The sequence below is a fragment of the Pseudomonas sp. A39 genome, from assembly GCF_058145955.1.
Genome location: NZ_JBYVMD010000021.1, coordinates 25,860 through 43,925 on the forward strand (window position 1 = coordinate 25,860; position 18,066 = coordinate 43,925).

Here is an 18,066-nt window from a genome sequence, read left to right on the forward strand (position 1 = left end):
GGTGGACGGCTTCACTCTAGAGGCCTAGGCTTTGGCGAATACGCCATTGAGCCCACGAATCACGCCAATCATGCCTCGAATCGTCCATGTACTCGCTTTCGATAACGCCCAAGTGCTCGATGTCACCGGGCCGCTGCAAGTGTTCGCCTCCACCAATGACCTGGCGCGCCAGCGCGGCGAACCCTTGCCGTATGCCGTCTCGGTGATCGCCGCGCAGGCGCAGCCGGTGATGACTTCCGCCGGTCTGGCGCTGGTGGCCGAGCCGCTGCCTGCCGTCGATACGCCGTGCGACACGCTGGTGATCGCAGGGGGCTGGGGTGTATACGGCGCCGCCGAAGACCCGGCACTGGTCGATTGGGTGCGGGAAAAAGCCGAGCACACGCGGCGCATGGCGTCGGTGTGCACCGGCGCCTTCCTGCTGGCCGCCAGTGGCCTGCTCGACGGTTGCCGCGTGGCCACCCACTGGACGCGTTGCGAAGAGCTGGCGCGCAAGTTCCCCTCGTTGACGGTGGAGTCCAACCCGATTTTCATCCAGCAGGGCGCCGTCTGGACCTCCGCCGGTGTCACCGCCGGCATCGACCTGTGCCTGGCGCTGGTGGAAGAAGACCTGGGCCGCGCGGTGGCCTTGGAAGTGGCGCGGCACTTGGTGGTGTTCCTCAAGCGCCCCGGTGGCCAGTCGCAATTCAGCGTGACGCTGTCCCTGCAAAAAGATGACAACCGTTTCGCCGAGCTCCACGCCTGGATGGCCGAAAACCTGACGTTGGACCTGAACATTCCCACCCTGGCCGCCCAAGCGGGCATGAGCGAGCGCAGCTTCGTGCGCCATTACCGCGCCGAAACCGGCCAGACTCCGGCGCGTGCCGTCGAATTGATCCGCGTCGAAACCGCGCGCCGACAACTGGCCGACAGCACGGCGTCGATCAAACGCATCGCTGTGCAGTGCGGGTTTGGCTGTGAAGAAACGTTGCGGCGCAGCTTCCTGCGCGCGCTGGACGTGACGCCCCAGGCCTACCGCGAGCGCTTTTCGCCCAGCAACGCCAGCAGCGCATCAAGCGTGGCTTGCGGCGCTTCCTGAGGAATATTGTGGCCCACGCCTGGCAACACCTGGCGCCGGTAAAACCCGCTGAAATGCTCGACGTCATCATCCACCTCGGGCGGCGGACCTACGCCGTCATCGGCGCCGCACAACGAAATGCTCGGCACCGAAATCGTCGGTTGCAGTGCCAGGGCCTGCTCGATGGATTCCAACGCCGGGTCGCCGGGCGCATACATGAAACGGTGGCGATAGGAGTGAATCACCACCTCGACAAAATCCGGGTTATCGAACGACGCCGCCGTCTGGTCATACAGGCCCGGCCCTTCGGCCCAGGACGGCGACCACAGTGACCACAATAGCTTGCAGAGCTCACGGCGGTTGGCAGTCAAACCGTCGACACCGCGCTGGGTGTGAAAGTAGAACTGGTACCACAAGCGATGCTCCGTCACAGGCGTGCGTGGCGTGAGGGATTTGCCGATGTCCTGGATGTTGTAGCCATCGCCGGTCACCAACCCACGCACCCGTTCGGGCCACAGCGCCGCGACGATACACGCGGCACGCCCACCCCAGTCATAGCCGGCGAGGGTGGCTTGCGCAATGCCCAGCGCATCCATGAAGTCCAGCAGGTCCTTGGCCAACGCTGCCTGCTGCCCGGAACGCATCACCTGCTCATTGATAAACCGCGTCGGGCCATAACCGCGCAGATACGGCACCCACACCCGACAACCGCGCGCGGCCAGCACCGGCGCGATCTCGTCATAGGCGCGCGGGTCGTAGGGGAAACCATGCAGCAGGATCACCGGCGCACCCTCGGCAGGGCCGTGGGCTTCATACGCCATGTCGAGCATGGAAGTGCGCACGGAGTGCAGGGGGAACGCGGTGGTCATGGTGGGCTCCTTTCAGGTGCTGGAACGCTAGCCGATGGGCGTGACGGGATGGCGCACGATTGAAGGCCGTAGCGTGACGTGTCGAGACCGTGGTCGAGGGCCTGCCCATCATGCACACGCCACCTCAGGGTTGCCAGGTGGTTTTCTCGCCGCTGAGCTTACGGTCCAGGAAGGTCGCCGCGCTGATCAGCGCCAGATGGCTCAAGGCCTGGGGCGTATTGCCCAGGTGGCGCGCCTGGCTGTCGAATTCTTCGGCGTACAAACCCAAGGGGTTGGCGTAGCGCAGCAGTTGTTCGAATTCCAAATGGGCCTTTTCCACTTGACCGGCACGGGCCAGGCATTCGACGTACCAGAATGAGCAGGCCGCAAACGCGCCTTCGGTGCCTTGCAGGCCGTCGATCTGGCTGTCGTCGTTGCGGTAGCGGTAGACCATTCCGTCGCGTACCAGGCTTTTCTGGATGGCTTCCAAGGTCGAAAGCCAGCGTGGGTCGGTCGCCGCGACAAAGCGCACCAACGGCATCAGCAGCATCGAACCGTCGAGCGCGGTGCTGCCGGTATGCTGCACGAAATGCCCGCGTTCTTCGTTCCAGAAATTGCTCCAGATGTCGGCGTAGATCGCTTGGCGGGTTTGGTCCCAGCGCGCGAATGGCGCCGGCAGCGAACGCTTGGACGCCAGGCGGATGGCGCGGTCCAGCGCGACCCAGCACATCAGCCGCGAGTGCAGGAAGTGATGCTGCTCGCCGCGCATTTCCCAGATGCCCACGTCCTCGGTGTTCCAGATTTCGCAGACCTGGTCGGCGACATCGACGGTGTGTTTCCAACCCTCGTGGGAGATGGCTTCCCCGTACTTGTTGACCAGGTACACCGCGTCCATCAGCTCGCCATAGATGTCCAGCTGGATCTGGTCGAACGCCTCGTTGCCGATGCGCACCGGTTTGGCGCCGCCGTGGCCGGTAAAATGATCGAGTTCGGCCTCCGGCAATTCCTGGCGACCGTCGATGCCGTACAGGATATTGATCTTGGTCGGCTGGCTGCAGCAGTCGCTGACCCGTCCTTTGAGCCAGCGCATATAGGCGTTGGCTTCTTCGACAAAGCCCAGGCGCATGAAAGCGTAGACGGTGAACGACGCATCGCGGATCCAGGTGTAGCGGTAGTCCCAGTTGCGTTCGCCGCCCGGCGTTTCGGGCAAGCCGAAGGTGGCGGCGGCGATAATCGCGCCGTGTTTGCGCGAGGTCAGCAGCTTGAGGGCCAGCGCCGAGCGGTTGACCATTTCGCGCCAGCGCCCACGGTAGTTCGACTGCGCTATCCAGCCGCGCCAGTATTTCAAGGTGTGGGCCAGTGCCAGGTCGGTGCAACGGCTGTCCACGCGTTCATCGTCCTGGCCGCCGAGGACGAACTCGGCGCCTTCTTCCTGGTCCAGGACAAAGCTGGCCACGGCGGCGCCGTCCTTGATCTGCAGTGGATGGCTGCCGGACAGGCGCAGGCCGGGTTGGCCGTCGGCACTGAAGACGACGGTGCCGTCGTCGATGTTGGCGTGGGTCGGCGTGCGGGCGTAGTCATGCCGTACCGCGCAGCGCAGATGAATATTGGCCTTGCCACTGACTACTCGCACCCGGCGGATCAGCAACGGCAGGTCATCGATTTCTTCGCTGATGGCCAGCAGGTCAGTGATCTCCACCACGGCTTCGTCGCTGAGCCAGCGGGTTTGCAGCACGTTGGTGTCGGGCAGGTAGATCTGTTCGCGGCGCGCGTTGGGCAGGTCCGGAGTGAGTTGGAAAATCCCGGCATCAGGGCTGTCCAGCAGCGAGCAGAAGATCGACGGGCTGTCGAATTCCGGCCAGCAGAAGAAGTCGATACTGCCTTTGTCGTTTACCAATGCGGCACTGCGCATATCGCCAATGATGCCGTGGGCATCGATGGCGCTCTGTGGTTCGTTCTTCAAATCAACCATTGCCACGGAACTCCGGATAAAGGCTCATGCCGCCGTCAATAAAGAGTGTGCTGCCTACGACATAGTCGGAGGCATCGCTGGCCAGCCACACCACGGCGTTGGCCACATCGTCCACATCGCCTACGCGACCATAGGGAATCAGCTTGAGCAGCTCTTTTTCTGCCGCGCCTTCGGTGGCGGCACGATTGATCGCCGTACGGATTGCCCCCGGCGCAATGCCGTTGATGCGGATGCGCTGTTCGCTGACTTCCTGGGCGAGGGTGCGCATCAGCATTTCCACGCCGCCCTTGGATGCTGCGTAATTCACGTGCCCGGCCCACGGAATCAATTGGTGCACCGAGCTCATGTGGATGATTTTGCCGGCAGCCCGCGACACGCCTTCGCGCACGCCCTGGCGATTGAAGATGCGCACCGCAGCGCGAGCACACAGGAACTGGCCCGTCAGGTTGACGCCGATCACCGCATTCCAGTCGTCAAGGGTCATGTCCACCAGGTTGGCGTCCTTCTGCATGCCGGAGTTGGCCACCAGAATGTCCAAGTGGCCGAAGGCATCCAGGGTCTGAGCAAACAGCCGTTCCACATCTTCTTCTATTGAGACGTTGGCGCCGATGGCAATCGCCCGGCCACCCTCGGCGTTGATCTGCTTCGCCAGGGCCTCGGCCGGCGCGGCCTGGCTGTTGTAATTCAGCACCACGGCTGCTCCGGCTTGCGCCAGGGCCTTGGCCGCGCCAGCGCCGATTCCTGAACTGGCGCCTGTCACCAGGGCCACTTGTTGCTCCAAAGAGATACGCATTGCTCACCGACCTTAAATACGTGAGTTCCAGTAGCTGACTGGCCGCGCGCAGGGGAAGTTCATCCGTGTGATTTTAGCGACTACAACCATGGTGAAAAATGGAATAACAGAACTATAAAAAATAACCATAAGATACTAAAAAACCGCTCAAAAGCGTTTGACAGGCTTTTTCGCCACGTGTCTTATAGGCACACCTCAACCCGCTCCGTTGGTAGTTCGGAAGTCATCGCGGGGCCACCTATAAGAGATACCTATGTGCCTTTCGGCCGATATAGGGGAACTACCTGGTCAGGTAAAAGCAGCGGCCTTAGTTGGCGTGCCTAAGTTAATTATCTTCGATTGCGACGGCGTACTCGTCCAAAGTGAAGAAATAACCCTGTCTGTGTTGATCTCCATGCTTAATGCGCTTGCTTCGCGCGACAGGTTGCTTGATGTAACCCGCTTTATTGAACACTTCCGTGGTCGCAAGATTGCGGATTGTCTGCGCGAAGCTGAACAGATATTAAATCTCACGCTGGACACTGAGTTTGAACAGCGTTTTCGCCAGCAGGCCCTGGAAGCACTGACACTCAGTTTGAAGGCGACTGAGGGGATGGTTGAAGTATTGGAAAGCCTGAAGGTTCCCTATTGCGTCGCCTCAAGTGCGCCGCGCAATAAGATAGAACACTGTCTGCGTATTGCTGGACTGTTTTCTTATTTTGAAGGGCGAATATTCAGTTGTTATGAAGTCGGTCGCTGGAAGCCTGATCCGTTGGTGTTCCTGACGGCGTGTGACACTTACAACGTCGATGTCAGTGACGCGTTGGTGATTGAAGACAGTGTTACGGGTATTCAGGCGGCGGTCGCTGCCAATATTAGTGTTATCGGTTTTGGTCCGACGTATCGGCATTCACAGTTGGTCGCAGTCGGCGCAGTGCCGATTACCGATATACGTGAATTACTGACCATTTTTAATTGATCTCATTACTCAGGGAGGAGGCGTCGTGAACACACTTGGTTACCTGGAACAACTTAAGCGCAACGATCAATGTTCGCAAGTTTGGTGGGATTCATCGCCTGCTGTGTACCTGCCTTACAAACACCACTTGCTGGAAAAGTACCCGGCGGCGGCTACCTATATAGAAAGGTTGATGCCGGATGATTTTTCCAAACCCTGGGGCTTGTGCAGTGTGACCACCAACCCCCGATTGGTGACGGCCGTTATCCTCGAAAAGCGTGAGTATTGGTCTTCACGCTTCAACCTCGCCAGCCTCTCTCCGGATGAGTTGCGCAAGCAGCTTTACAACGAAGTCATCATCGAAGGGGCCGCGAGTCTCCAGCCGCGCTGGGTGCAATCGGCACAGGCCGAAGGTTGGATTTCCGCGCAGGTCGACCCGGTGGATGTGCGCTGCGCCGAGCGCATGACGGCCAGGGGCCTGGAGCTGCAGCGCCTGGCACCGAACGTGATGGTCAAGGTGCCGGGCAGCCTGGAAGGCATGGCAACAGTCGAACAACTGGTGGCCCAAGGCGCGTCGGTCAATATCACCTTCTGCTTCACGGTCGCCCAGTTCCAGGCCGGCATCCAGGCCATCGAGCGCGGCCTGGCGACGGCGCGCAGCAACGGTGTCGACACCGCCCACTGCAACCACGTCATCACCTTCATGATTGGGCGTTTCGCCTGCCAGCCTGAATTCACGCTGCAAGCGGCCGAACGCGGCCTGGCATTGAGCGCCGAGGAACTGCGCTGGGCCGAGTTGATGATTTACGAGCAGATCCAGGCGCTGGTGGCGGCCTCGACCGTGCCGGTCAAAACCCTGCTGTCGAGCATAAAGGTCGACGTGGACGAGCGGGGCAACAAGCACTGCTGGCACCTGGAAAAGACCGGGCAGACCGCGACCTGCTACACGCTGACCCCCGACATCGTGGAGTTTCTGGTCGAGCGTGAAAGCCACGGTAAACCGGTAGTGCCCGCCGTGGGACCACAGAAGCCGCCTGCGTCGACGTTCGCGAAGCTGATTCGCATCCCGTACTTCTATGAAGCCTACTTTGTCGACAGCATCGAGCCGTACGACTTTGGCAACCACGAGGCCTTCCTCAATGCCTGCAATGAGGCCAACAGCGCACACCGGCGCCTGGCCGACTACTGCGTTCGGCTCTGCCCGGTGACAAAACCCTTCAAGCGCGCCCTCAACGCGTTGCTGGCGGCCGAATTCGGGGTGATCGCATGAACCGGATGATCGGGTTGTGGGCACATCCACGTTCGCGCTCCACCGTGCTGGAGCGGGTGTTTATCGAGCGGGGGGATTTCGAGGTTTTCCACGAGCCCTTTGCGCATATGGCGTTTTCAGCGGATTCGGCGATTCCTTCGGATGAGTGGGACCACAGTTTGCCCACGACTTACCAGGGTATAAAAGAGCATCTACTCAAGGCCCGCGAACGCACTAACGTGTTTCACAAAGATATGTGTTACCACTGCCTGGACGATTTAAAAGTGGACAGTGGCTTTCTCGCGCAACAGGCCAATATCTTTCTTATTCGCGAACCCGCCAGCAGCATTATTTCCCATCATCGGGTGCACCCTGATATGCCGTTGCAGGCCATTGGGCATAAAGCGTTGTACGACATCTTTTGCGTGGTCACCAAACTGACAGGCAACGTGCCTTATGTGATTAATGCGGATGACCTGGCCGCCGATCCGGAACGGGTGATTCGCAAACTGTGTGATTACTTGGGTATTGAGTTTCTGCCACACGCAATGACGTGGAAGCGCGAATGCCCACAACAATGGAAAACCTGGCGCAGTTGGCATGTGGCTGCAGAAAACAGTGAGCGTATTGTGTCGCCGGAAAAAACATCGGTCGACTTGCGGGCATTCGAGCAGTTTCCGAAATTAAAGGAAATGTACGAATACCATCAAACTTTTTACGCGCGCATGAATGAGTTTTGTCAATAAGGATTGTTGTATGAAAAAGCTGATTGTGACCGGGGCAGCCAACGGAATTGGTCGGGCAACTGTAGAGATGGCGATTCAACAGGGCTACTTCGTTATCGGTGCCGACAAGGACGCCGAAGGTCTGAACGTACTGCAAGGTCTTTACGGTGCCGATGTCTTCGAGGCGCATGTTGCGGACTTTTCCGACATGAACGTTATCAAGGGTTTTATTCCTACGCTGTATGAGCGCCATGCGACTATTTATGGGTTGGTCAATAACGCCGGCATTTACCACGGTAAAAGTGTCTACGCCTATTCCGACGAACAGATAGACGAGATCCTCACCGTCAACCTCAAGGCCCTGGTGTACCTCTCCAAGGATTTCGCCGAGCGGGAAATGCGGCACGAAGCCCCGCGCAGCATCGTCAATATCGCCTCGGTGGCCGGTGAAGTGGGCAGCTGCGACGCTCTCTACGGCGCCACCAAGGCGGCGGTGATCGGCCTGACCAAGGCCAACGCCTGGAACTTTGCCCCGTTCGTGAGAGTGAACGTGGTGTCGCCGGCGCTGATCCATGAAACCGCTATCTACGGCACCATCCCCGAATACCGACGCGCCGAATATGCCCGCCAGGAGGTCCTCAAGGACCCGATCCTGCCGAGTGGGGTGGCCGAGGTCATCTTGCTGCTGGTCGGTGATGCCATGCGGCACATCACCGGCCGGGTGATTCCGGTCGACAATGGAGCCTACCCACGATGAGCCATCCAGTGCGCAAGAAAAAACTGCTGCTGGTGGGCGCCGGCAACCTGTGCCTGCAGATCCTCAAGATTCTGGCGCCGAAGAACGCCTTCGAATTTGTAGTGCTGGGCCGCACTGAAGAAGCAACGATTCGGTTATGCAACCTGGTGGCGTTGTCGTGCGCACAGCTGGGGCAGTTCATCGCGATAAAGCCGATGATTGCCGACCTGACCGACATCGGCAAGGTCGCGCGGCTGCTGCGTGAAGAAGCCCCTGACATGCTGGTGAACTGTGCATCGCTGCAGTCATGGCGGGTCATCACCGGGTTGCCCAAGCTCTCCTTTGAAAAGCTCGACCAGGCTCAGTTCGGCCCCTGGCTGCCGATGCACCTGACGTTGATGCATTGCCTGATGCAAGCAGTAAAAGCGTCCGGCATCACCACCAAGACCGTGAACGCAGCGTTCCCGGATGCGGTCAACCCGATCCTGGCGCGCATCGGTCTGGCGCCGGACATCGGCGTGGGCAATGTGGCCAACCTGATTCCCGCCGTGCGTTTTTCCATTGCGCGGTTGCTCGAATGTGCGCCCGCCGATGTGCAGGTGCAGCTGTATGCCCAGCATTACTTCAGCCATTACGTGCCACGCGGTGGCCTGCCTCCACGTGCCAGCTACCGCCTGTTGTATGAGGTGCGCGACCGGCCGGAGGTAGCTCGCCTGCCGGCCGAAGCGATTTTTTCTACGGTGAAATCCGAGTACCGCCGCCTGGGTGGGGTGGACGGGCAGTTCCTCACCGCGTGCTCCGCCGTCACCGTCATCGAAGGGCTGTTTTCGTCCACGCCGGTGTTGGTGCATGCGCCAGGCCCTCTCGGGCTTCCGGGCGGCTATCCGGTGCAGTTGCAGGACGGGCGGATCGAGGTGCAGTTCTCCGAGGCTTGCCCAATGGACGAGGCGGTGCGCATCAACACGATCTGCCAGAGCCAGGATGGCATCGACGAAATCCATTGCGATGGTTCCGTCACGTACAACCCGCAGTGCATGGCCGTCATGCAATCGATGCTGGGCTATTCCAAGCACACCATGTCGATCGAGCAGTCCGCCGAGTTCGCCTACGAACTGGCGAGCAAGTACCTGTCCTTCAAGAATTCAACCTGGTAGGTGTGTGATGAATCAGATGTCGGGGCGTAAGCACAACGAAGTCGCCAGTTATGCCACGCAGTATTCGGCGGATTTCGTCGAGCGTTGGGATGAGTTGATTGATTGGGAAAAGCGCAAGGAAGGGGAGGACGGGTTCTTCGAAAAGCTGCTGCGACGCCACGGCGTGCAGTCGGTGATCGATGTGTCGACGGGCAGTGGCTTTCATGCGGTGCAGCTCAAGCAGGCGGGCTTCGATGTCGTCGCCACGGATGGCAGCAGCACCATGTTGACCAAGGCGCGAGCGAACTTTCGCAAACACGGTCTGGACATCCAGTCCCATTACCGCGACTGGCATTCACTGGATTCCCAGGAGCTTGGCCAGTTCGATGCGGTGGTGTGCCTGGGCAGTTCACTGTGCCATGTGTTCGCCGCGCACGATCGGTTGCGGGTGCTGGCGAAATTCAGGGCCTTGCTCAAGCCAGGTGGCCTGCTGATTGTGGATCAGCGCAATTTCTTCGCCATTCGTGCCGGCAAATTCAAAGCCAGCGGTCAGTACTACTACTGCGGTACGAAGGCTTCGGTCAGCCTGGGGCAGGTTGATGAGCACCTGTGTGAGTTCATCTATTCGTTCGATAACGAGGAGCAGTACAGGCTGCAGGTTTACCCCCTGTTGCCGGGGGAATTGAAGGGGGAGGTGCTCAAGTCCGGGTTTACCGACCATGAGAGCTACGGTGATTTCGAACGTGACTACGACATGATGGATTGTGATTTCGTCATCCACACTGCGCGCGCCGAATAAGGAGGCTTGATGAGCACACTTGTACAGAGCAATGCCCGCCCATTGGACAGCGTCGTGCTGGCGGTGGTCCTCACAGGGTTCGTGGCCAGTACCTATGGTTTTGGCGTTTACCTGTTCGCCAACCTGGTGGTGGACATGCGTCGCGACATCGGTTTCGACTACACCACGGTGGGCCTGATCACCGGCGGCGCGCAGATCGGCTTCCTACTGTTTTCATCGGTCACCAGCGTGATCAGCCGGTATTTCGAGGGCTGGAAAATCAGCCTGGTGTCCACGGTGATGACGTCCCTGGCGCTGTTGGGCCTGAGTGTCAGTGACAGCATCTGGTTATCGGGAGCCCTGCTGATCCTGCTCGGCGGCTGTTCCGCCTCGGTGTACATCCCGTTGGCGGAAATCGTCACCAAGGGCTTCAGCCCCGGCAATCGCTCGCGGGTCATGGGGCTGATCTCCAGCGGCACCAGCTATGGCGTGTTTATCAACGGCCTGCTGGTGTCGTTCCTGACCCTGAATGGCGGCTGGCGCTCGATCTGGCTCACCGCCGGGCTGATCTCGGTGGCCCTGTGCGTGGTGGCCTGGTTTTTGTTGCGCAACCTGGCCGCCAGCCAGGACCGCGGGTTTGCCGGGGAGCGAGCCACTGCGTTTGACAGCCACCAACCCTGGCTCAGCCGCTCGTTGTACCTGACCTGGGCCATCGCCTTCCTCAATGGCATGGCGCTGCTGCCGTTCCAGACTTACCTGGCGCCGTTCCTTCGCGATGAACTGGGCGTGTCGGTCCAGGATGCCGGGTTTATCTGGACCACCATCGGCGCCGTGGGCATGGCGTCGGGCTTCCTGGTGGGCTGGATTGCCGACAAGGTGGGGGTGCGGGCGTCGCTGGCGATGTGTTTCCTGAGTGCTGGGCTGGCCGCCACCCTGGTGTTCAGTTTCAACAGCCTCCCGCTGTTCTACCTGGCCGCGTTTTTGTTTGCGCTGGCGTTCTATCCCATCTTCGGGCTGGTCCCCAGTTACATCGGGCAAATTGTGCCGGTCAGCCGACTGACCCAGGCCTTCGGTATTGCCAACGTATTGATCGGCCTGGGTGGGGTGTGCGGCAATTTCCTCGGCGGTTTTTCCAAGGACCTGACCGGGTCGTTCTCGACCGTGTATTGGGTGGTTGCGCTGCTGCTGTTCGTGCAATGCGTGATGGTGTTCATGCTGGGTAAACAACCTGTTTCGGTGACGGAGGGGGAGCGGCCATGAGTTATTTTCCAGACAGTCCAAACCAGAATCTGCATGCGTTTGCGTTCAACCACCGGCGCACCGAACACGCGCAAACGAACCATAAGCCAGCCGTGATCTGGATGACGGGTATCTCTGCGTCAGGCAAGTCGACCATTGCCGATGCGCTGGATATTGCCCTGCAGGAACAAGGGCGGCTCACCGCCATTATCGACGGCGATTCGGTGCGTGGCGGGCTGTGCCGGGACCTGGGTTTTACCGACAGCGACCGCGATGAGAATATCCGCCGGGTCGCCGAAGTGGCGCGGTTGATGCTGGAGGCGGGGTTGCTGGTGATCGTGGCGTTGATTTCACCTTCGTCGGCCAGCCGGCATTACGCGCGCTCGATCATCGGCAATGAGTTTTTTGTCGAAGTGCATGTGGATGCGCCGTTGGAAACCGCCGAAGAGCGTGACCCCAAGGGGCTGTATAAAAAAGCCCGCGCAGGCTTGATCAAGCACTTCACCGGGATTGACTCCCGCTATGACGTGCCGGTGTTTCCGGAAGTGCACTTGAATACCCAGGCGCTTTCAGTGGCGCAGTCTGTCGAGACGATTCTGGACTGGGTGGCGCGCAACGACGCTCGCACTTAGCCGTTGGTCTTTGCGCCGAGATGCCAATGTCTGCAACTCGAAAAAACAAGGTAATCTGCGCCATCGCAGGGAGAACGTGTTTTTTCAGGAGCAGGCATGACACATTTTACGGGCACTGCAAAATCGATCCGTCTGATTGGTGGGGCCCGGGTATTGGACTTTATCAATACCACCAATGGCCGGCGTCCCGGCACCGCACTCAAGGTCATCGAAGAGCGGCTCACCAGTTTTCAGTTTTTCTTCGAATGGGCCTTGCATGCGTCATTGATCTCAGCCCGAGAGTTTGATGACTACAAGCCCATGGTGTTCGAGTCGTCGATCGCCTACCAACCGGACCTGGACGCGGTTATTGCGTTCAGGGAATGCCTGTATGAGGTGTTCTATCCGTTATCAATGAACCACGCCGCCCCCGACGAGGCCTTGCAGCAGATCAACCAGATGTTCCAGCAAGGCGTCGCCTGGCGGGTGCTGCGGTCGGTCGACGGTAAGCCCGCCTGGGCGTGGAAAGCCTGCACCACGGCGCAGGAACTGACGGCCATGGTGCTGGGACGCCTGGCTATCGAGGCCACGCAGTTGCTGGTTTCGGGTGATCTGCACGCGCTACGCAGTTGCAGTGCCACGGACTGCGATTGGGTGTTCATGGACATTTCCAAGAACAAACAGCGCAAATGGTGCCAGATGAGCGTGTGCGGCAGCCGCGAAAAACTCAGCCGTCTCAAACAGGTGAGCGCTCCCCATTAGGTTCTGATCCGCCGTTGACTCACCACATTGCCGCGCTTCCTGCTCAGGTTGGGCGGTAATGCTGTCCAACATAGGGGGTTATCTCTCAACCCTGCCGATGCTCTTCCTACTTGGGTTCTGGAAGTTTTCAGCTGTCTCAGGAACCGCTTCCCACCGTTCTGCCACACAGGATATGCCTGCCTCTGCTGGTTGCCTGGACGGCTTATTGAGCGTCAGGGTCGCTGGGACGGTGAGGTCAGGCGCCTGAACACACCGAACTGGAGAACCAAATGTCGGTATCAGCATTCAATCAGAGCGTCGCTCCCTCCACCGATAATGCCCCTCTTGCAGAGGCAAAACCCAATACTGAGCGGTCTGGTACCTCATCAAGTGCCCAGATCACGGTAGGTGTCAGTTTCACATCGCAGTCCAGCCAAAGCGGCCCGGTATTCGGTGGTCCGCCGCCGCGCCCAGTGCCGGACGGTGTGCGCCCGAACCCCGGCCCGCCGCCGCGTCCAGACCCGACGTTACCGGACCCTTATTACTCTAAACAAAGTAATGAGCAATTGGCCCAGGGGCTTCTGGATAATTATGGGGCGTTCAAGGGCCGCTGGCCTTCACGCAGTGTGACGCCCGAGAGCGTGCAGAAGATGGCCAATCGACCGTTGACCGGCAACCCCTCCCTGGACCCGAATATCCGACTGGCGAAGGAACTGTTGCGGCGTCCCGGTCTGATGCAAGCGCTCGATAGAAATGGCAGTACGGGGGCATTGGATGGCCGTTTGTCCAAGGACGACATCAGTAGTGTTGTTCGTTCCGATAACCCGTTGAAGTTGAATAACGACAAGCAACTCGTGCGAGAAATGCTGACCCATTTCAATTCTCTGAAGGGCGGCTACTTCAACAGCACGATCAAGCTCCGCGACCTTAGCGCACGTGCGTCGCAAGCGTTGACCGGCAACCCGTTCAGCGACCATCTCACCCAGCTGTCGAGGGAAGTGATGGCCCGTTCGGACCTCAGGTCGATGATGGACAACGTTGACGGTTGGCGTCGCGATGGAAAGATCTCTCAGCAGGAGTTGTACCAACTGCTTCGTTAGGTGTGGGGCAGCCCTCTGTCGCGGACTGCGCGGCAGAGGTTGGCAAACGCGTGGTACGGGAAATACAGATACACCCGCAGGAACCGTTTTCAAAAACGCACCACAGAGTAAATATCCACCGGTCATTGACTACCGATGGGGGCCTTCATCTACCGGATTAGGTCTGGACCATGAACTCGACATCATTTGAATCCCGTCACTCCCAGTACGACGTCTCGGCCATGGCTACGCTTGCGCAACAGCCAGAGACCCCGGGAACGTCCCAGCCGCAGGGGCTTAACCTCACATCCTCGCCTAAGTTCAGCTTCAAGGCGCCTACCGCCGAAGATTTTGACAAAGGCTCTCGAGCGATCACTGAAGAGCCAGGGTCCAATCCTTTGCTCTGCCTATTTGCCAACCTTTGGCACAAGTTGTCCAGCCGCTAGTGGGCTGTTCCGCGCCAGGAATGGTCCGGCCAGGTGCGCGGGTTACAAACGCTCAAGATTCACTGGGGTAAGTCCGGCGTTTTGGACGGCAGTCTTCGGAACCATTGTTTTCTGAGCACCACTCAATCGGTGCTTGTGCCATGTTGATTTCGAGGCATTTTCGAGGATCAGGCAATCAAGGCCCAGGCTACGGAATCTAGATAGGGTGGAGGTGAATCATGATTGGTAGTGTCAATAATCTGGGCTATACGCAAGCGGCGGGATCAACTGCGCCGAATAAGCCCTCGGCAGGTGCGGGTAGTGGTCAGTCGCGCTATGAGGTAGATGCCCGCGCATTGGGTAAGCCGCTGCCGGCGTCTCAGCCGCTCAACTCCCGTTTCGCGAACGGCGCCGATCGGCATTTTGACGGCCAGAATCTGTATGGAGGCATGACGAAAGTTGGGAACCCTTTTGTCAGCTCAGACGACCACTTGCTGGCGACCGACCTGAAGAACAACCTGCCATTATTGGACGCCTTCAAGAAAGAGGGCCGACTGACCCAGGGATCTTTGCAGGAAATAGCCAAAGAAGAACCCAGCAGCAGCAAGGTGTCGGAGCGCACCATCATGTTGGCGCGAGAGATACTCAACCGTCCCCGGCTGAACGATGCGATTGTTGCCAAAGGCGGTGAAATCACCCATGAAAGCCTTGCCAAAGCGGGCGACTCACAGATCGGCAATACCAACCCCAATACCCAGAGCGCCGATCCGTACCATGCGAAAACCGATGCTCAGGTCGTGCAGGCATTCAGGGGGAAATTTGATGATTGGCGGGACAAGTCGGAAGACTTCAATCCCTTTTTTGGCTCAGAAAAACACCGGTACGTGAAAAGGGAAACGATTGCCGAGATCAGCAAGGACCCTAACGTAACGGACAACAACGGTGAAGCGGTACGGGATCCGCGCACCGGGTTTCCGTTGAAAAAATACAGTGAGCAAGAGGTGTACCTCGCCAAGAATCTCACGGAGAGACCCGGATTAATGGACTCTCTGGACAGTCACAAGGCCAATGGTTTCAGCCTGTTCGGCAGCCGTAACGACGATGGGTGGTTGAAGAACTACAGCCTTGATCGCTGGCTGGAAAACGACAAGAAAGAGAAGGCCGATTAAAGACGCGCGCAGGCGGCACGAGTTGCTTGAAAAACGCCAGCAACTCGTGTTGTTTTACGTTCATACCCGCAGTATTTTTCCACTCACCGCCACCGCTGCCAGCAACCCTGCGATCAACAGGAAGGCCGTAGCGAGGCTGCTGCCATGGGCGATGAACCCAATCAAGGCAGGTCCGGCCAATATCCCCGCATAGCCCAGGGTGGTAATGGCCGGCACGGCAATGTGTTCTGGCATGACGTTCTGTTTGCCGACAGCGGTATACAGCACCGGGACGATATTCGAGCACCCGGCACCTACAAGTGCATATCCCAGCAAGGCCATTTCCCAAGCCGGGGACAAGGTGGCGAGGAATGTGCCGACCGCTGCCAGTGCACCGCCGGCCACGATCACCCGAGTAGCGCCCAGCCGGCGCACGATGGCGTCACCGGTCAACCGTCCGAGCGTCATGGTCAAGGCAAAGGCTGCGTAACCCAAGCCTGCATAGGCTTCGTCCAGGCCGCGCTCGGCACTGAGGAACACCGCGCTCCAGTCGAGCACTGCGCCTTCGGCCAGAAACACAATAAAGCACAGGCAACCGATAAACAGCACCACGCCACGCGGAACGGCAAACGCCGGGCCCGAACTTTCACTGCCGTACGGCAGCAGGTGCGGTGCCGCCTTGAGCAGTGCCGCCAGCGTGATGACGATCACCACCAGGGTTGCCTGCAGTGGCGAAAGGCCCAACCCGAGCAATCCCGAGACCCCCGCCGCGCCGATAATCCCACCCAGGCTGAACAGCCCGTGAAAACCGGACATCATCGTCTTGCCACTGGCACGCTCGACGATCACGGCCTGCAGATTGACGGTGGAATCCACCGTGCCTAAACCGGCACCAAACAGGAACAAACCCGCCATCAGCAACGGAATCGAACTGACCGTCGCCAACACCGGCAAAGCCAGGCAGATCATGATCGTCCCGGCACTCAGCACGCGTCGGCAACCAAAGCGCGATGCCAAGGCACCCGCTGCGGGCATGGCAATGATCGAGCCGACGCCCAGGCACAATAGCAGCAGGCCCAGTGTGCCTTCACTCAGTTCGGCACGGGCTTTGGCATACGGCACCAGCGGTGCCCAGGCGGCAATGCCGAAGCCGGCAATGAAGAAGGCGATACGGGTCGACATTTGCTCCAGCCGCCCGGGAACCACGGGCGCTGAGGTGGAGATGGCAGTCATGAAAAGTCCTTGGTTTGGCGTTCAACGAACGATGTCCGGCGCGACATCCTTGCATATCAGGCGTTGGTGCGCGAGCGGGGTTCCCTTGGCGTTTTGCCGGGCGTGAATTTTATTTTTACACACTTGGAACGGCTGGGCAGTTTGCAGCCACGTAAGAAGTATCGGGTGTGTAGGAGGCGGCCTGGAAGGTGCGTAATCTCCGTGAGGGCTTTTGAACCCCTTCGTGCTCACGGTGATTACCACCTTCCAGGCCGCCTCCCATTGTCGGTAGGTTCTGTAATACGCTGTTGCCTGAGTGTGCAGGCAACCAAACGGACGAACCGATGAAGCTGTTCAGGCAAACCACGCTATGACCCTGTTCTACGATGCTCGCGGCAACATCTATGGCGTGGTCAGCCCAGCCTTGTTAAGAAACAAGGGCATTGAGGTGCCCGACAGCGCGGCGTTGGCCGCGCGTACTCGTAGCCGTTGGACGGCATCGGCCGTCGCTTCCGAATGCGGCTGGGGCGCGATACCACGCCCGGCTGATGCCAAGGCGCATCGCTGTGATGGTTTGTTGGTCGGGCCGTTCCAGGCCGAGCCGCCGTTTGACCTGTTGATCGTTAACACGGATGGCTCTTTGGCCGAGCGCAGCGGCAATGGCTTGACGATTTTTGCCCAGGCGCTGACCGAACAGGCCCTGATGACTGACGCCTGTGAATTGCGCGTACACCACGACAAAACGGATGCGGTATCGCCCGTCGCCACTCGGGTGGAACCGTCCGTTCGTGAGGACGTTGCGGGGTTCTGGCTTGAACTGGGGTTGCCCACGTTCGGACCCTCGGCGGTGGGGGCCCAAGGGGTTGATCAAGCCTTTCTGGAGGGGGCCGAACTGAGCCACATCAGTGAGCTGACGGCGATCAACCCTCAGTGGGCCACGAGTCAATTTGTACGGGTGGGCAACCCCCATTGTGTGACGTTGGTCGAGCGGGTGTCGGCATTGCCCGACAACGCACAAATGCAGCAGCCCGCCCTGTTCGAAGCCTTGAAGGCGATTGCCTTTGCACCTCCCGCAGGCGGTGGGCAACCCTGTGCGGCTGGGGTCAACCTGCAATGGGCGGCGCGAGAGTCCCGCAATCGACTCATCGCGCGGGTGTTCGAACGCGGAGAGGGGCCCACTGCGTCTTCCGGAACCAGCGCCAGTGCCGTGGCATGCGCGGCATGGCGTGCAGGCTGGGTTGAGAGCGGTGATATTGCCGTGGTCATGCCTGGTGGCATTGCGCCGGTGCGCTTGCACACTCAGGACAAGACGTTGCTGAGCGTCAGTCTGTTCGGTGCAGCGCGGCTGCAAGGGTGAGGTGTCTTAACGGCTGACGCTGTGATTTG

At 59.4% G+C, this 18,066-nt stretch carries 17 protein-coding genes; 13 read left to right on the forward strand and 4 right to left on the reverse strand.

The annotated features are described in order from the left end of the window. The first annotated feature begins 70 nt into the window (after positions 1-70). Positions 71-1,075: a GlxA family transcriptional regulator gene (locus AC3ZU9_RS17005; protein ID WP_043205119.1), complete on the forward strand. Its 1,005-nt coding sequence runs from the start codon at positions 71-73 to the stop codon at positions 1,073-1,075. Here the strand turns inward: AC3ZU9_RS17005 and AC3ZU9_RS17010 are convergent. The 3 genes from AC3ZU9_RS17010 to AC3ZU9_RS17020 form a co-directional block, all read right to left on the reverse strand. Then, on the reverse strand, positions 1,009-1,923 hold the full coding sequence (locus AC3ZU9_RS17010; protein WP_102060970.1) for an alpha/beta fold hydrolase: 915 nt from the start codon (positions 1,921-1,923) through the stop codon (positions 1,009-1,011). The genes AC3ZU9_RS17005 and AC3ZU9_RS17010 overlap by 67 nt on opposite strands. 124 nt (positions 1,924-2,047) lie before the next feature. Beyond that, positions 2,048-3,874, reverse strand: a complete 1,827-nt coding sequence (locus tag AC3ZU9_RS17015; RefSeq protein WP_102060971.1) for a glycoside hydrolase family 15 protein — start codon at positions 3,872-3,874, stop codon at positions 2,048-2,050. Beyond that, positions 3,867-4,667, reverse strand: coding sequence for a glucose 1-dehydrogenase (locus tag AC3ZU9_RS17020; protein WP_046036750.1), 801 nt, complete (start codon positions 4,665-4,667; stop codon positions 3,867-3,869). Before AC3ZU9_RS17020 ends, AC3ZU9_RS17015 begins: the two co-directional genes overlap by 8 nt. Positions 4,668-4,920: 253 nt before the next feature. On the opposite strand from AC3ZU9_RS17020, the gene AC3ZU9_RS17025 reads away from it, so the two are divergent. The 11 genes from AC3ZU9_RS17025 to AC3ZU9_RS17075 all read left to right on the forward strand — a co-directional run bounded on the left by AC3ZU9_RS17025 (position 4,921) and on the right by AC3ZU9_RS17075 (position 15,489). Continuing rightward, on the forward strand, positions 4,921-5,625 hold the full coding sequence (locus tag AC3ZU9_RS17025; protein ID WP_490091021.1) for an HAD family hydrolase: 705 nt from the start codon (positions 4,921-4,923) through the stop codon (positions 5,623-5,625). 25 nt (positions 5,626-5,650) lie between these two features. Continuing rightward, on the forward strand, positions 5,651-6,874 hold the full coding sequence (locus AC3ZU9_RS17030; protein WP_122810704.1) for a transaldolase family protein: 1,224 nt from the start codon (positions 5,651-5,653) through the stop codon (positions 6,872-6,874). Next, on the forward strand, positions 6,871-7,599 hold the full coding sequence (locus AC3ZU9_RS17035) for a sulfotransferase-like domain-containing protein (RefSeq protein ID WP_012723336.1): 729 nt from the start codon (positions 6,871-6,873) through the stop codon (positions 7,597-7,599). Before AC3ZU9_RS17030 ends, AC3ZU9_RS17035 begins: the two co-directional genes overlap by 4 nt. A gap of 10 nt (positions 7,600-7,609) precedes the next feature. Further along, the gene (locus AC3ZU9_RS17040) at positions 7,610-8,335 is read left to right on the forward strand and encodes an SDR family NAD(P)-dependent oxidoreductase (RefSeq protein ID WP_102060973.1); all 726 of its coding nucleotides are present in this window, start codon (positions 7,610-7,612) and stop codon (positions 8,333-8,335) included. After that, positions 8,332-9,468 (forward strand): Rossmann-fold NAD(P)-binding domain-containing protein, encoded by a 1,137-nt coding sequence (locus tag AC3ZU9_RS17045; protein WP_154845585.1) that lies wholly within the window; start codon positions 8,332-8,334, stop codon positions 9,466-9,468. The genes AC3ZU9_RS17040 and AC3ZU9_RS17045 overlap by 4 nt, the downstream gene beginning before the upstream one ends. Before the next feature lie 7 nt (positions 9,469-9,475). Beyond that, on the forward strand, positions 9,476-10,246 hold the full coding sequence (locus AC3ZU9_RS17050) for a class I SAM-dependent methyltransferase (protein ID WP_490091022.1): 771 nt from the start codon (positions 9,476-9,478) through the stop codon (positions 10,244-10,246). Between the two features lie 9 nt (positions 10,247-10,255). Next, entirely contained in the window at positions 10,256-11,485 is a 1,230-nt protein-coding gene (locus AC3ZU9_RS17055) for an MFS transporter (protein ID WP_490091023.1), read from the forward strand. After that, complete coding sequence (cysC, locus tag AC3ZU9_RS17060; RefSeq protein WP_012723341.1) at positions 11,482-12,096, forward strand: adenylyl-sulfate kinase; 615 nt, start codon at positions 11,482-11,484, stop codon at positions 12,094-12,096. The genes AC3ZU9_RS17055 and cysC overlap by 4 nt, the downstream gene beginning before the upstream one ends. A gap of 96 nt (positions 12,097-12,192) precedes the next feature. Then, complete coding sequence (locus AC3ZU9_RS17065; protein ID WP_012723342.1) at positions 12,193-12,837, forward strand: CGNR zinc finger domain-containing protein; 645 nt, start codon at positions 12,193-12,195, stop codon at positions 12,835-12,837. Positions 12,838-13,106: 269 nt separating this feature from the next. Further along, entirely contained in the window at positions 13,107-13,916 is an 810-nt protein-coding gene (locus tag AC3ZU9_RS17070; RefSeq protein WP_102060975.1) for a hypothetical protein, read from the forward strand. Between the two features lie 643 nt (positions 13,917-14,559). Beyond that, entirely contained in the window at positions 14,560-15,489 is a 930-nt protein-coding gene (locus tag AC3ZU9_RS17075) for a hypothetical protein (RefSeq protein WP_490091024.1), read from the forward strand. 60 nt (positions 15,490-15,549) lie between these two features. Here the strand turns inward: AC3ZU9_RS17075 and AC3ZU9_RS17080 are convergent, their stop codons facing one another. Further along, positions 15,550-16,701: an MFS transporter gene (locus AC3ZU9_RS17080; protein ID WP_012723346.1), complete on the reverse strand. Its 1,152-nt coding sequence runs from the start codon at positions 16,699-16,701 to the stop codon at positions 15,550-15,552. Positions 16,702-17,050: 349 nt separating this feature from the next. On the opposite strand from AC3ZU9_RS17080, the gene AC3ZU9_RS17085 reads away from it, so the two are divergent. Further along, positions 17,051-18,037, forward strand: coding sequence for a diaminopimelate epimerase (locus AC3ZU9_RS17085; RefSeq protein ID WP_043205125.1), 987 nt, complete (start codon positions 17,051-17,053; stop codon positions 18,035-18,037). Positions 18,038-18,066: the final 29 nt, after the last annotated feature.

Excerpts from the sequence above, each read along its gene's own strand:
- AC3ZU9_RS17005 (WP_043205119.1), top strand. The coding sequence starts at position 71 with ATGCCTCGAATCGTCCATGTACTCGCTTTCGATAACGCCCAAGTGCTC.
- AC3ZU9_RS17010 (WP_102060970.1), bottom strand. The coding sequence starts at position 1,923 with ATGACCACCGCGTTCCCCCTGCACTCCGTGCGCACTTCCATGCTCGAC.
- AC3ZU9_RS17015 (WP_102060971.1), bottom strand. The coding sequence starts at position 3,874 with ATGGTTGATTTGAAGAACGAACCACAGAGCGCCATCGATGCCCACGGC.
- AC3ZU9_RS17020 (WP_046036750.1), bottom strand. The coding sequence starts at position 4,667 with ATGCGTATCTCTTTGGAGCAACAAGTGGCCCTGGTGACAGGCGCCAGT.
- AC3ZU9_RS17025 (WP_490091021.1), top strand. The coding sequence starts at position 4,921 with ATGTGCCTTTCGGCCGATATAGGGGAACTACCTGGTCAGGTAAAAGCA.
- AC3ZU9_RS17035 (WP_012723336.1), top strand. The coding sequence starts at position 6,871 with ATGAACCGGATGATCGGGTTGTGGGCACATCCACGTTCGCGCTCCACC.
- AC3ZU9_RS17040 (WP_102060973.1), top strand. The coding sequence starts at position 7,610 with ATGAAAAAGCTGATTGTGACCGGGGCAGCCAACGGAATTGGTCGGGCA.
- AC3ZU9_RS17045 (WP_154845585.1), top strand. The coding sequence starts at position 8,332 with ATGAGCCATCCAGTGCGCAAGAAAAAACTGCTGCTGGTGGGCGCCGGC.
- AC3ZU9_RS17050 (WP_490091022.1), top strand. The coding sequence starts at position 9,476 with ATGAATCAGATGTCGGGGCGTAAGCACAACGAAGTCGCCAGTTATGCC.
- AC3ZU9_RS17055 (WP_490091023.1), top strand. The coding sequence starts at position 10,256 with ATGAGCACACTTGTACAGAGCAATGCCCGCCCATTGGACAGCGTCGTG.
- cysC (WP_012723341.1), top strand. The coding sequence starts at position 11,482 with ATGAGTTATTTTCCAGACAGTCCAAACCAGAATCTGCATGCGTTTGCG.
- AC3ZU9_RS17065 (WP_012723342.1), top strand. The coding sequence starts at position 12,193 with ATGACACATTTTACGGGCACTGCAAAATCGATCCGTCTGATTGGTGGG.
- AC3ZU9_RS17070 (WP_102060975.1), top strand. The coding sequence starts at position 13,107 with ATGTCGGTATCAGCATTCAATCAGAGCGTCGCTCCCTCCACCGATAAT.
- AC3ZU9_RS17075 (WP_490091024.1), top strand. The coding sequence starts at position 14,560 with ATGATTGGTAGTGTCAATAATCTGGGCTATACGCAAGCGGCGGGATCA.
- AC3ZU9_RS17080 (WP_012723346.1), bottom strand. The coding sequence starts at position 16,701 with ATGACTGCCATCTCCACCTCAGCGCCCGTGGTTCCCGGGCGGCTGGAG.
- AC3ZU9_RS17085 (WP_043205125.1), top strand. The coding sequence starts at position 17,051 with ATGACCCTGTTCTACGATGCTCGCGGCAACATCTATGGCGTGGTCAGC.